The following is a 13,738-nucleotide window of genomic DNA, read 5'->3' as shown; positions in this document are numbered from 1 at the left end:
GCCGTGAACCGGACACCCGTGAGGTCACTTCCCGGGTTGTATCGATGACGACTCACGAAGCCCTCGCGCCGTTTGCCGCGTGTCAGACCGAGGGGATAGCTTCCTCTGCATGCCGGACATCCGCCTGCCCGCCGAAGCGAAGTACAAGACCGAGCTGGAAGCCCTCGTCGCCCAGGACGACAAGCCCCGCCCACCAGGTTGGGCGCTGTCACCTCGCGCCGTGGAGACCTACATCCTCGGAAGCCCCAAGCCCGTGGGGGGCGTGCCGATTACGCCCAAGTACATCGGCGACAAGAGCCTCATCCAGGTGTGCATCGCCACGCTGGCCTCGGACCGCGCGCTGATGCTGGTGGGTGAGCCCGGCACCGCGAAGAGCTGGCTGTCGGAGCACCTGTCCGCGGCCGTCAGCGGCACCTCGGCGCTCATCGTCCAGGGCACCGCGGGCACCAGCGAGGACCACCTCAAGTACTCGTGGAACTACGCGCTGCTGCTAGCGCAGGGCCCATCACCGGAGGCGCTGGTCCCCTCCCCCGTGCTGCGCGCGATGAAGTCGGGCAAGTTCGCCCGCTTCGAGGAGGTGACGCGCACCTCGCCTGAGATTCAGGACGCGCTCATCTCCCTCCTCTCGGAGAAGCAGGTCTCCATCCCCGAGCTGGGCGAGGTGGTGAGCGCGCAGCGGGGCTTCAACCTCATTGCCACCGCCAACACGCGGGACCGCGGGGTGAATGAGATGAGCGCCGCGCTCAAGCGCCGCTTCAACTTCGTCACCGTGCCGGTGGTGGAGGACCTGGAGCAGGAGATTCAAATCGTCACCAAGCGCGAGGCCGAGCTGCGCAATGACTACCAGGTGGGCGTGCCGCCGCCGGAGGAGCTGTCGCGCATGCTGCTGACGCTCTTCCAGGAGCTGCGCAAGGGCGTGACGAAGGACGGAAAGACGAAGGTGCGCACGCCGGGCGCGGTGCTGTCCACGGCGGAGGCCATCAGCGTGCTCTTCAACAGCTCCATCCTCGCGGAGCAGTTCGGCGGCGGGAAGGTGACGGCGCATGAGCTGGCGGCGTCGCTGATGGGCGCGGTGGTGAAGGAGCAGGAGGACGACGTGAAGGCCCTGCGCGAGTACATGGAGACGGTGGCCAAGAGCCGCACGGGCGCGTGGAAGGAGCTGTACACCGCGAGCAAGAAGCTGCTGAGGGGCTGATGGACCTCGCCCTGCTCTCCCGGGTGCACCTGTTCCCGGTGCGCCACCACTCGCCGCGCACCACGTCGGTGCTGGGCCGGTGGCTGGAACGTGTCCGGCCGGAAGTCATCCTGGTGGAAGGCCCGTGTGATGCCTCGGGCCTGGTGGACGTGCTGTGCGACGAGGCGACGAAGCCGCCGGTGGCGATTCTGGGCTACCGGACGGACGGCACGCCACGCTCGGCGCTGTGGCCCTTCGCGGCGTACTCGCCGGAGTACGCGGCGCTGCAGTGGGCGAAGGCGAACAAGGCCCGCGCGGAGTTCATCGACATCCCCGTCGGCGTCAGCCTGGAAGTGGACCGCGACGAGGAAGGCGAGGAGCCCGGAGTCGAGGAGGACGAAACCGAGTCCGCCGCCACGCACGGAGCCCCCGCCGAGTCCGAATGGGAGGAGCCCATCTCGGAGCGCTTCGCGAAGGAGCGCGGCTACCGTTCCTTCGAGGAGCTGTGGGAGGCCCTCTTCGAGGCGCCGGACTGGACGCCCGAGGGCTTCCGTCCGGTGCTGCTGGCCTGGGCGGACGTGCTGAACGCGGGCCCCCGACGCGAGTACCACCGCTGGCGTGACGCCTTCATGGCGCGCAAGGTGCTGGAGGTGGTGGCGAGCGGGGTGCCTCCGGAGAAGGTGGCGGTGGTGGCGGGCGCGGCGCACGTGGCGGCCTTCCTCGCCGGGGACGTGGACGCGGCGCTGGAGGCGAAGCTGCCGAAGGGCGTGCCCTGCGCGGTGACGGTGATTCCGTACAGCTTCCCCCGGCTGGCGGAGCAGCTCGGGTATGGCGCGGGCAACCGGGCGCCGCACTTCTACCAGAAGGCCCATGAGGCGAAGTGCGACTTCCGGCGCGCGACGCTGGAGGTGCTCATCGACTTCGCGGGGCACCTGCGCACGCGAGGCTTCACCGCGTCGCTGGCGGACGTGCTGGAGGCATACCGGCTGGCGCTGACGCTGGCGGACCTGAGGGAGAAGAGCGCCCCGGGTCTGGACGAATTGCGCGAGGCCACGGTGGCCGTGCTGTGCCGGGGAGACGCCACGCACGTGGACGGCTTCCTGTGGAAGAGCGTCATCGGCCACCAGGTGGGACGGGTGGCGAGCCGCATCGGCCAGAACTCCCTGCAGGCCGAGTTCTGGCGCGAGGTGGAAGCACGCCGCCTGCCTCGCACGGACAGCCCGGAGACCTTCTCCCTGCGGCTGAACAACGACGTGGAGGTGGGCTCCTCGGTGTTCCTGCACCGGCTGCGCGTGGCGGAGATTCCGTACGCGTCTCTCCAGGGCGCGGGGCAGCAGCGGGGTGCGCCGCCCAAGGAGGCCGGGGGCTACGCCGCGCTCACCCGGGTGCGTGAGTCCTGGCAGGCACAGTGGACGCCGTCCACGGACGTGGCGCTGGTGGAGAAGATTGTCCTCGGCGACACGCTGGAGGCGGTGACCACGCGAGTCCTCCAGGAGCGACTGGCCGCGGCGAAGGCCACGGCCGCGGCGGCGGAGGTGCTGCTGGAGTCGGTGATTACCGGCTGCCCCCAGACGGTGGCGGCGGCGCTGCGGGCGTGTGACGCGCACGCGGCCACGGACTCGGACCTGCCGTCCCTCGCCTCCGCGGCGCGGGCCCTGTCCGGGCTGGTGGCGTACGGCACGTCCCGCGCGCACGCGGACGTGGGCGACGAAGCGGTGGCGGTGCTGTGCGAGAAGACCTTCGGCCGCGCACTGCTGCGGGTGCATGACGCCAGCACCTGCGGGCCGGAAGCGGTGGGCCCGGTGCTGGAGGCGCTGCGCACGCTGCACGAGGTGGCCTTCGCACAGCCCCGCGCGGACAAGGCCGGCTGGCTGACGGAGGCGCATGGGCTGATGGAGAGCCACGCGGTGCATCCGGCGACCTCGGGGCTCGCCACGGGCCTGCTGTACCTGGCGCAGGAATTGTCCGAGTCGGACGTGGCGCTGGAGGTGGGGCGGCGGCTGTCCCTGGCGGTGGAGCCGGAGGCGGGCGCGGCGTACCTGGAGGGCTTCCTCCAGGTGAACGCGCTGGTGCTGGTGAAGAGCCGTGAGGTGGTGAAGGCGCTGGACGACTTCCTCTCCAGCGTGGAGGCCGAGCGCTTCCGTCAGACCCTGCCGGTATTGAGAAGAGCACTGGGCCCGCTGGGTTCCACGGAGCGCCGCTACCTGATGGAGAACGTGGTGGCGGTGCGCCAGCTCGGAGCCAAGGGGCAGGCGGCGAAGGGCGTCCTCGAAGAGAAGGACAAGGAGAAGCTCAAGGACATGAGCGCCGAGCTGGGCAAGGCGCTCGATGACCTGGACGACCTGCTATGAGCGTGGACCCCAAGGACTTGTCGGAGAAGGACCGGGATGCGCTCCTGCGCTGGCGGCTGGCGCTGGGCCCGGCGGCGGAGAAGACGGGCGCGTGTCCCTCGCTGCACGGGCTCGCGGGCGGAGCGGGCGCGGTGGGTGTGGGCGAGGGAGACCTGGAGGAGCTGGATGACGCGCTCTCCTTCGTCTACGGCGAGAAGAGCGCGAACTCCGCGGGCTCGCGGCCGTACATCCCCAAGTGGCTGGGCGCGCTGCGCAGCTTCTTCCGCGACGACGTGATTGCGCTCGTCCAGAAGGATGCGATTGAGAAGAAGGGGCTGACGCAGCTCCTCTTCGAGCCGGAGACGCTGCCCTTCCTGGACAAGAACGTGGAGCTGGTCACCACGCTGGTCAGCGCGCGTGGGCTGATTCCGGACCAGGCGAAGGACATCGCCCGGCAGATTGTCCGCGAGGTGGTGGATGACCTCCGCAAGAAGCTGGAGTCCTCCGTCCGCACGGCGGTCTTCGGCGCGCTGAAGAGGAACAGCACGAGCCCGCTGCCGATTGCGCGCAACATGGACTGGAAGCGCACGATTCGGCAGAACCTGAAGGGCTGGGACGCGGAGCGCAAGCGGCTGATTCCGGAGCGCTTCTACTTCTGGCCCAACCAGCGGCGGCACCACGAGTGGGACGTGACGCTGGTGGTGGACCAGTCCGGCTCCATGGCGGAGAGCGTGGTGTACAGCTCGGTCATGGCGGCCATCTTCGCGTCGCTGGACGTGCTGCGCACCAGCCTCGTCCTGTTCGACACGGAGGTGGTGGACATGACGCCCATGCTGGCGGACCCGGTGGAGGTGCTCTTCACGGCGCAGCTCGGCGGCGGCACGGACATCAACCGCGCGGTGGCGTACGCGCAGGCCAACCACGTCCAGCGGCCGGAGAAGACGCTCTTCATCCTGATTACCGACCTGTACGAGGGCGGCAACGCCGAGGAGCTGGTGGCTCGGCTGCGGCAGTTGGTGGACTCGCGGGCGAAGGTGCTGTGCCTGCTGGCGCTGTCGGACGGAGGCAAGCCCTCGTACGACCACGCCATGGCGGAGCAGCTCACCGCGCTCGGGATTCCGTGCTTCGGGTGTACCCCGCGCAAGCTGGTGGACGTGGTGGAGCGGGTGATGCGCAACCAGGACCTGGGGCCGCTGCTGGCGGCCGACAAGGAGGCGCGCCATGGCTGAGGTGCGGAAGCTGTCGGGGGGACTCGGGGCGCTGACGGAAATCATCAGCGACCGCGCGGAGCTGGCCAAGGGCGCGCAGCTCTTCGACGGCAAGCAGTTGTCCAACCTGTCACGGTACGAGAACCGGCTCTTCGCGGATGCGATGGGCTCGGGAGCCTCGCCGTACAAGGTGTCGCTGGTGTTCGGCGACGGGCGAGAGGTGAAGGGGCGCTGCTCGTGCATGGCCGCGCGCTCGCGGCCCTTCTGCAAGCACGCGGCGGCGCTGCTGGTGGCGTGGGCCCGGGCGCCGGAGGCGTTCGTCACCACGGACTCGGCGCCCGCGGGCGGTACGGACGGAGCGAAGAAGAAGAGCGTCAAGAAGGGCAAGACGGAGACCGCGGACTTGATGAAGGCGGGCGTGGCGCAGGTGTCCACGCTGGTGCGGGAGCTGGGCCTGTCGGGCGTGGTGTCGCTGGGCGCGGACCGGCCGGAGCAGGTGCGCCAGCTCGGCGAGGCGCTGCGGGCCAACGGCTTGCGGCGCCTGTCGGCCAGCACGGTGCAGGTGGCGGGGCTGCTGGACCAGGCGGTGGCGCGCACGGGCACCTTCGAGGCGCCGGTGTACGCGGACCTGGTGGCGGACATGCTGCTCACCGTGCGCAAGGTGGAGAAGCACCTGGGCGGCGAGGCGCTGGAGGACCGCTACGTCGAGGAGCTGATTGGGAAGACGTGGACGAAGAAGGACCGCGCGCCGGTGGAGGGGCTGTCGCTGGTGGAGTACGCGTTCACCACGCGCACCACGCCAGACAACTTCCTCGTGCGCGAGAGCCGCTTCGTGGACCTGGCGTCCGGGAAGCACTACGCGGAGAAGCAGATTCTCCCCGCCTTCCTCAAGAGCGTGGAGCCGAAGAAGAGCCACGCGGGGTGGGTGCTGGAGGGCGCGAAGGGCGGCCAGTACCCGGGCTTCGCGCCGCACCGGCTGGACCTCGACGCGGAAATGCAGAAGCTCCCGCTGGAGGAGTCCGCGCTGCGCCTGCTGGTGGAGGTGGCGCTGCCGGACGTGGGCGCTGCGCTGACGGCCTTCCAGGAGCACCGCAAGGACGTCTTCGCGCCGGACCTGCTCCCGGTGACGCTGAAGGTGGAGACGCTGCTGGCGAGCGGGCAGCGCTCGCAACTTGTGGATTCCGGAGACCGGGGCCTGTTCCTCCCGGCGGACGCGACGCTGGAGGAGCCCCTGTCGGCGGCGCTGGAGGGCGCGAAGCTCAAGGTGGTGCTGGGAGACGTGGGACTGGAGGCGGCGCTGCCCACGCTGTTCCCCCTGGCGGTGGTGGTGGAGACACCGGAGGGCCTGGAATTGCGCGGCCTGGGCAAGCTGGAGGGCGAGGCCTTCAAGTCGCGCAGGCGAGGAGGCTCGCGGCCAGCGGCGCCGGTGGCGGTGCCCCGGAGCGGCTGGTCGGACGCCGCGCGGGCGGCGGGGGCGTCGCGCGCGGCCATTGCCCTGGCGGAGGTGCGGGACGAGCTGGCGGAGAAGTTCGCCAACGGGCTTCCCGCGCTGTCCTCGCGCGCGATGGAGCCGCTGGTGGCGCGGCTGCGGGAGCTGGGGCTGGAGAAGCCGGCGGCGCTGCTGGAGGCGCTGGCGGGACGGCCCGACGCGGCGGAGCGGCTGGACGACTTCATCAAGGTGTACCAGGTGCTGGGCATCGCCCTGGTGCGGCTGGCGGGCGCGGTGCAGGTGGACGGCGGCGCGCTGCAGCCGGTGCCCACGCACCCGAGCATCCACGTGCGCAAGCCCGAGGTGCCGCTTGCCCCGGGTGAGGCGCTGCTGAAGCGGGCGCGCGGCGAGCTGACGCGCTACGAGGCGGCGGCCCACGCGGCGCACTACTACGCGAGCATGAACCCGGACGCGCTGCTGGGTGAGCTGTACCCGGCCTGGAGCGACGGCGCGGCGAGCGCCTTCGTGGCAAGGGCGGTGGCGGCGGGCTCGCGCGAGAAGGCGCTGGCGGTGGCGAAGTCCGCGCTCGCCGAGCACCACAGTCGCATGGTGCGCCGCACGGCGATTCGCGTGCTGGGCATGCTGGGCGGCTCGGAGGCGAGGCAGTTGCTGGACGCGCTCACGCGCAAGGGGCACGACGCGGGCCTGCGGCTGTACTCGCGCGAGGTGCTGGAGGACGTGCGCGCCCGCGAGGCGGGCCCGGAGGCCGTGGCGGCGCTGCTGAAGACGCGCCGGGAGCGCATCCATCCGCACGCGCAGCGCGCGCTGACGGAGTCGACGAAGGAAGCGCGGGTGGGCGCGGTGGACCAGTTGGAGGCGCTGGGCCTGACGGTGGCGTGGCCGGTGCTGCGGCAGGTGCTGTACGGGGACCCGTCTCGCGACGTGCGGCGCCGCGCGGCCATGGCGCTGGCGTGGCTGGGGGACTCGGAGGTGATGGACCGCTTCGTCGGCAGCGTGGAGGCGCGGTCCGGAGACGACGAGGAGGCGAAGACGGCGACGTACGCGCTGGGCGTCCTGGGCGACGTGCGCGGGGCGGAGACGCTGCTGGCGGCCTTCGTGGACGGCTGGAAGCCGGGCGTGGTGTCCGAGTCGCTGAAGGCCTGTGGCCTCGCCATGCTGGGCCCGGCGGTGCGGCTGGCGGAAGTCCGCCCGGAGGCGGTGGAGCGCCAGGCGCTGCGCAACCTGTTCGAGAAGTTTCCCGCTGACGCGCTGGCGGAGCTGCTGCTCCAGCGGGTGGAAGCGTCGCGCGAGCACCCGGAGTTTCTCGCCCGATGCGGCGTGTACCTGAAGCTCGCGGCGGAGAACGCGCACGGCGCCGGGAAGCCGGTGGCCACGGCGCTGCTGAACCTGCCCGCGGTGGCCGCGGACAAGACGCTGTCCCGCACGGCGAAGAAGGTGCTGGGAGTGAAGGCGTAGCCCCCAGCGGCCCGTCGTGAGCGCCACCCCTCGTGGGGGGTGACGCTCACGCGGGAGCCCTGCTCAGCCACCCGTGCGCGTGCGGTTCCGGCGGAGCCGGGTGCGGCCCCAGTCCCAGACGTGGAAGAGGCCCGCCGCCACCAGCGCCATCTGGGCGGAGGACACGACCAGGAAGGCCAGCTGCGGCAGGACCAGCGCCAGGAGCGAGCTCCGGTCATCGATGCCCCGGAGCGTGAATCCAGCCGCGAGCCATGCGGGAAGATGGAACCCGGTGGACCATGGATTGAGTGGCGCGGGCACCTCGTCCGTGAAGATGCGCGCCCGCTCCATGAGAGAGCTCCCGCCCGCCGCGAGCATCTCGGCCGACAGGAACCACAGGTGCACGAGAGCATTCACGACCACCGCACGCACGGCCACCCGGCGGGCATTCCAGGCAGGTGCAATGGGGCTGGCAGGGTCATTCATCGCGGGAGTCTCTCTCATGGATTCAGCCCTCACCAGAGCGGCTTGATGACCTCTACGTGCGGCTGGATGGTGTTCTTCCCAGACACTTCTCGAGACGCCTCGACGGCCCGGCGAATCGCCGTCTGGGAGCTGGCCTCCTTGCCCGCGCCACCGTGCTCACCCTCCGCGCTGCCAATCGTCACGTTCGGGAACTGCTTGGAGAAGTCCTCCAGCGAGCCGTACCGGGCGATGATGGACAGCATGAGCGTCTCCATCCGCCGGTCGCCAAACTCCCGGCCCACCGTCTCGGAGAAGGTGTACTGGTCGTCGTAGAGACTGACGATGACGAGGTGCTCCGCGTTCTTCGCGGCGGCCTCGAGGTGGTCCATGATGCCGTCGACCCGCGCCGCGAAGACGACGACGGTGTTCCACTTCCCCCCTCCTTCGGGGCCGCCATACGCGGCGGCGCGCATGGCCGCATCGCCGCCCAGGCTGAAGCCCACGAGGTTCTTCTGGGACGACATCGGGTCATGACGGTACGTGCTGGCCAGCCTCCGGGCATTCTCGGCATCATTCCGGAGCAGCGTGTCGCCATGGACGCCGTCCGGGGCCACCGCCTTCACGCCCGGGAAGAGCGCCTCCGCCGTCTTCCGCAGCGGCTCCACGCCGCTGGCGGCTCCGAAGAAGCCACCGTGCAGCACCAGCGTGTCCAGCCCTGACGGGTCGATGAAGTCCAGCGGCGCGTTGCGCGCATACCCGTACAGGTTGCACTCGACGGGCTTCGCCGCGCACGTCTCCAGGCTCTCCAGGTAGAGCGGGTCCGGAGAGAGGAAGCGGTTGAGCTCCGGGTCGTAGTCCCGCACGCCCATGCGCACCAGGCCCAGGTCCGCGTCGTAGCTGCGCTCGACGAAGTCCATCACCGCGGAGTCCTCGGGAGCAGTGCTCCGGGTGCCGTACGGAGAGGCGAAGCGGGGCGTCCCGTCCCGGTCCGACAGCACCGTGCCGCGCCGGTCCGCGGCCAGCCCGTGGAGGACACCGCCCTGGATGACGCCCAGCAGGTGACCGCCCAGCTTGAAGGGCCGCGTCACCCCCGTGGCGTCGAGGTACGCGCCCTCCTCCAGGTACGCCGCCACCGCTGCGCCGTCCTTCTTCTTCAGCAGGCGCAGGCCCGCCTCGTCATAGACGAACTCGAAGGTCTCCGTGCCCCGGGTGGCGCGCGCGATGTGCCCGTGGGGGCCATACGCGAGCACCAGGTCTCCGCGCGACACCGTGCGTCCCAGCGCGTCGAGCGTGTGGACGGTGGTGCCCAGCTTCACCCGCCCCTGCTCCGCCTTCACCTGCCGGGTGACGCCATTCACCGTCACCGCTGAGGGCAGGCCCAGGGCGTCATACGCGTACGTATAGGCCGACTGGGCATCCGTGGACGAGGTGAGGAAGCGCTGGGCCGAGTAGCCATGCGTGCGCGTCAGGCTCTGGCTCCCCACCTGGAACGTCTCCGTCTCCACCAGCCCGCGCGCGCCGTAGCGCCACGAAGTAGAGGCCTGGAGTCCCGGCCCTCCCTGGCTGAAGCCCACGGTGGCGCGCGTCAGGCCATCATGCGTGAAGGCCGCCCAGCGCCCTCCGGCCAGCGAGGCGCCCCCCAGCAGGCCCTCGGCGTCGTACGTCAGGGCCGCCAGCAGCGTGCTGTCGAGGACGACGGACGCCGTGCGGCCATGCACGTCCAGGACGGTGGAGAGCGTCGTGCACCCCAGCGAGGTGCCCGTCGCGCCGCTCAGGCACAGCTCCTCCGAGCGGATGCTGCCATCCTCGCGGTACGCCACCCGCGCATCCACCGTGCGCCACCCGTCGAGCACCAGCGTCTTGCGCGTCAGCTTGCCGTCGGCCCGGTACTCGAACAGCTTGGTGTACCCGTCGCCCTGCACCGCCGTCAGCAGGCCCACGGAGTCCGCGTTCGCGGGGGAGGTCGGCGTCGAGCCGTCATGGAAGTAGTGGTACGCCTGGGACAGCCCTCCGGCCACGTCCGTGTGCAGGTCCATCAGCTTGCGGCCGATGCTGTCGTAGCCGTAGCTCTCCTCGCGCTCGGCCGTGCCGGTGGCGGACAGGAAGGTCTTCGAGGACAGCAGCCCGGTGCCGCTCGCGTAGGCATAGGCCACGGAGGCCGTGCCATCCATCACCACCCGCGACACGCGCCCGTGCCCGTCGAACTGCACGCGGTGCTGCTTGCCGTCCTCCAGGTCCACGCCCCGCAGCCGGCCGAGGGCGTCATAGCGGTAGGTGTAGAGCGTGCCCGCCTCGTCCTCGTACGCCACGATGCGCTTCTCGCTGTCGAGGAAGTGGTGGATGGCGTGCGTGCCGTTCTCGACGCCGTCCTGCACCAGCAGGCCGTCCTGGAGCCGGACGTGCGACACCACCTGCCGCTGCACGTTGGCATGCAGGCGCGTGAGGGCCGTGGCGTCGAAGCCCAGGCCCGAGGACGTCACGGTGCCCACCACGTCCGTTCCCGCCAGCAGGGTGGCGTAGTCCACCGTCAGCGGGTCCGCTCCCACGCCGAGCGGCGAGCGCACGTGCGTCTTCTGCTCCAGCAGCAGCGGGTTGCGCGTGGTGAGGCCCACCACCGCCCAGCCCTGGGGGAAGCGCGTCGCCTTGCCCAGCGTCTCACCGGCGGCCGTCTGCCACTCCACCTGCTCGCGCTTCGAGCCCGTCAGGGCATCCGCCAGCGCCAGGGTGGAGACGCTGCCCGGCTGGGTGGCCGTCGCGTAGCGGTAGGCCAGCAACACCTGGGGGTTCGTCTCGCTGGCGCCGCCCAGGTCGTCCCAGGACTTCACCAGCCGCTCCTGCCCGTCGAAGCGGAAGTGCTGGCGGAAGCTCCGCGAGCCTCGCCACGTGGAGAGCTGGAGCACCGAGTCCGTCACCGGGTCCACCGTGGTGGTCTCCATCGCCACCCCGTCCGGAGCCCACACCCGCGCCAGCTGCAGCGTGCCGGGCCGCCACTCGAAGGTGGTGGTGCCCCGGCCGGGCGCGGAGACGCTCTCGATGAGCGCGTCCGGCCGGTAGACGACGTCCTGCACGGTGAGGGCGTCTCCATTGCTGGCGAGGTCCTCCACCTTCGTCACCTGTCCCGCCGCGTTGCGCGTCAGGCGCACCTCGTTCTGGAAGTCCAGCGCCGCGTCCGTGTGCTGGCCCGTCAGGCGCGTGCCCGACTCCAGGCAGTGCAGCGACTCGGCGAAGGCCGCCAGCGTCGCGCGCGACGTCTCCGACGTGAGGGTGCCGTGCAGCGTGTGCCGCACCGCCTTCGACGGGCACACCCCCGCCGCGTACAGCGGGAACTCCGTCCGCTCGCCCACCGCCGTGCCGTCCACCTGGGCCCAGCCGCTGCCCACCTCCTTCAGGCGCTTCCAGGCGAGGCCCTGGTACAGCGCGTCCTCGTATTGCTGGTACGCGTAGGCATGGACGCCCGGGCTCAGGGTGTCATGCCGCGTGGAGGACACCGGCAGCCCGGAGTAGCGGTCCCCGTTGAGGAAGCGCGCGTCCTCCAGCACGCCCGGCGCCGTGCGCGTCACGCTGCCGAACCCCACCAGGGCGCGGCTCACGCTGTGCACGGTGGGCTCGCCATAGGTGTACCCGTAGCGGACCGTCTCCAGGCCGGAGGACTGCACCTCCAGCGCGGACAGCACCACCTGCCGGGCGTGGGCGCCCGCCACCGCCGAGCTGCGCGCGTACTCGAAGCGCAGCACGTTGCCCCGGCCGTCATCCGCGCTGCGCAGCAGCGCCACGCGCGGCGCGCCCAGCGTCACGGCCCTCGCCTCGCCGGAGCCGGTGAAGGACACCTCCGTCTCCCCCGTCCCCGAGAAGTCCCCCACCACCGCGGAGCCCGCCATGCCGCTCAGCGCGTCCACGGCCACCTGCTGGAAGGCGCTGCCGGTGTTGAGGTGCAGGAACGAGCCGGTGCCCGTGGTGCGCGTCAAGAGCGCATCCGCCAGCCCATCCTTGTTGACGTCCACGAAGTGGAGCTGGAAGCCCGTCAGGCTGGAGTAGTTGACGCCCGAGAGGTTGCGGAAGGGGAAGGTGCGAGCCGTCGACTCGAAGCCGAGGTTGCCCTTGCCCAGCCACACCCACAGCGTGGCGCTGCTGGAGCGCACGGCGATGTCCGCCAGCCCGTCTCCATTCACGTCCTGCAGCCACGAGGTGTTGGGGGTGATGCTGGGGCTCAGCGTCCCCGTCACCGGCGCGCCGAAGCTGAAGCCCGAGGCGTTGCTGGTGTTGGGGATGATGGTGTAGCGACCAGACGCCACCTTCACCAGGTCCGGCTGGCGGTCCCGGTTGACGTCCGCCAGGCGCACGTTGCTGGTGAGCGTCCAGTTGGCCGCCACCGTCAGGGTGGTGAACGGCACGCCCTCGCGGTTGCACACCGCCACCTGCGTGCTGTTGCCGAAGCTGTCGGCCCGCACGCCCACCACCTGGTACGTCGATTCCGACGCGCGCATCTGCGCCAGCACGCGCGCCACGGTGGAGCCGGTGCTGGTGCTCCGGCACAGCGGCGACACGTCCGGGGTCGCCGGCGGAAGAGGTTCCGCGAGGAAGCCCTCGTCATCCTGGATGAACAGCGTGTTGTCACTCGCGGACTCGAAGTCCACCCGTCCGTCCAGGTTCACGTCCAGGAAGGCCGCGCGGTTGGCGTGGACGGCGTCGGTGCCGCGTGACGCCAGCACCGCGTCCAGCTTGGGGTTGTGGCGCACCGCCGCCGCCGTCAGGTGTGTGCCCAGGCGCTCGTAGCCGTAGCTCACCACGGGCGCGCTCTCACCCGAGGCGAACACCCGCTGCGCCGCCGTCAGGTAGTACGCCGGCCCCACCCCCTCTTCCTCGTACGTCAGGTGCTCCCGCCACCGCGCCTCGAAGACGCCGCTGGTGGCGTTGCGCACGTTGGCCACCACCGTCTTCACCCGCTGGTCCAGCACCAGGGCCTGCCCGGAGCGCAGGTCCACCGTCGGCTTCGACACCGGCTCGTACTGGAAGTCCACGCGGTACTGGAAGTCATCGCCCACGCCACCGTGGTGCAGCGCCTTCACGAACAGACGTCCGGACGCGTTCGCCTCGTACTCCACCCGTGTCTTGCGCTGCGTCGGTGTCACCACCTCCGTCAGGTACCAGGCGTACGTCCCCCGGGACGTCACCACCCGGTTCGCGCCACCGAAGGTCCACCGGCTGCCGTCCGGCAGGTGCGCCACCCAGCCGTCCGCCACCGCGAGCACCCGCACCTTCTGCCCCAGGCCCACCGGATACAAAGCCCCGTCCGCGCCGGCCACCAGCCGCCCGAAGGGCCCTGTCAGCTCGTCCGTGGCGAAGTCCAGGTCTCCCGTCTCGCGCCACCGCGTCAGCGCCAGCCCCGTGTTCCAGCCCAGGCCCCACTCGCTCAAGCCACTCTCCGGCGAGTACGAAGGCAGGGCGTCCACCAGCGACGCGCCCCGCTCCCGAGGCAGCGCGTCCGCCCACGGCAGGCGGAACCCACCCCGGCTGACGTCGCCCACGCCGAACACCGTCGCGGCGAACTGCCCCGCCAGCGAGCCCCGCTCGGGCGAGCCCAGTACCGGCGCCTGCACCCGCGCATCCAACGAGGTGCCCGTCTGCGCCAGCGCGGGCACGCCTCCCAGCAACACCGCGCATGCCGCGGTCCTCAACC

The 13,738-nt window shown here is 71.1% G+C and carries 6 protein-coding genes; 4 read left to right on the top strand and 2 right to left on the bottom strand.

Features of this window, described 5'->3' with window-relative positions:
- Nucleotides 1–109 precede the first annotated feature (109 nt).
- The 4 genes from G4D85_RS14220 to G4D85_RS50285 are packed head-to-tail and all read left to right on the top strand — an operon-like array spanning nucleotide 110 to nucleotide 7,617.
- Nucleotides 110–1,195 (top strand): ATP-binding protein, encoded by a 1,086-nt coding sequence (locus G4D85_RS14220; protein WP_164012131.1) that lies wholly within the window; start codon nucleotides 110–112, stop codon nucleotides 1,193–1,195.
- Complete coding sequence (locus G4D85_RS14215; protein ID WP_164012129.1) at nucleotides 1,195–3,525, top strand: DUF5682 family protein; 2,331 nt, start codon at nucleotides 1,195–1,197, stop codon at nucleotides 3,523–3,525. The genes G4D85_RS14220 and G4D85_RS14215 overlap by 1 nt, the downstream gene beginning before the upstream one ends.
- Entirely contained in the window at nucleotides 3,522–4,733 is a 1,212-nt protein-coding gene (locus G4D85_RS14210; RefSeq protein WP_164012127.1) for a VWA domain-containing protein, read from the top strand. Before G4D85_RS14215 ends, G4D85_RS14210 begins: the two co-directional genes overlap by 4 nt.
- On the top strand, nucleotides 4,726–7,617 hold the full coding sequence (locus G4D85_RS50285; protein ID WP_164012126.1) for a HEAT repeat domain-containing protein: 2,892 nt from the start codon (nucleotides 4,726–4,728) through the stop codon (nucleotides 7,615–7,617). The genes G4D85_RS14210 and G4D85_RS50285 overlap by 8 nt, the downstream gene beginning before the upstream one ends.
- A gap of 63 nt (nucleotides 7,618–7,680) precedes the next feature.
- On the opposite strand, the gene G4D85_RS14200 is transcribed toward G4D85_RS50285, so the two are convergent.
- The gene (locus G4D85_RS14200) at nucleotides 7,681–8,100 is read right to left on the bottom strand and encodes a hypothetical protein (RefSeq protein WP_164012124.1); all 420 of its coding nucleotides are present in this window, start codon (nucleotides 8,098–8,100) and stop codon (nucleotides 7,681–7,683) included.
- Nucleotides 8,101–8,111: 11 nt separating this feature from the next.
- A complete protein-coding gene (locus G4D85_RS14195) occupies nucleotides 8,112–13,736 on the bottom strand; it encodes an RHS repeat-associated core domain-containing protein (protein ID WP_205525547.1) in 5,625 nt (1,874 codons plus the stop codon).
- Nucleotides 13,737–13,738: the final 2 nt, after the last annotated feature.

Origin of the sequence: Pyxidicoccus trucidator (assembly GCF_010894435.1) — a bacterium.
Taxonomy (GTDB): Bacteria; Myxococcota; Myxococcia; order Myxococcales; family Myxococcaceae; genus Myxococcus; species Myxococcus trucidator.
This window is presented reverse-complemented; position numbering and strand designations above follow the sequence as displayed.

Excerpts from the sequence above, each read along its gene's own strand:
- G4D85_RS14220 (WP_164012131.1), top strand. The coding sequence starts at position 110 with ATGCCGGACATCCGCCTGCCCGCCGAAGCGAAGTACAAGACCGAGCTG.
- G4D85_RS14215 (WP_164012129.1), top strand. The coding sequence starts at position 1,195 with ATGGACCTCGCCCTGCTCTCCCGGGTGCACCTGTTCCCGGTGCGCCAC.
- G4D85_RS14210 (WP_164012127.1), top strand. The coding sequence starts at position 3,522 with ATGAGCGTGGACCCCAAGGACTTGTCGGAGAAGGACCGGGATGCGCTC.
- G4D85_RS50285 (WP_164012126.1), top strand. The coding sequence starts at position 4,726 with ATGGCTGAGGTGCGGAAGCTGTCGGGGGGACTCGGGGCGCTGACGGAA.
- G4D85_RS14200 (WP_164012124.1), bottom strand. The coding sequence starts at position 8,100 with ATGAGAGAGACTCCCGCGATGAATGACCCTGCCAGCCCCATTGCACCT.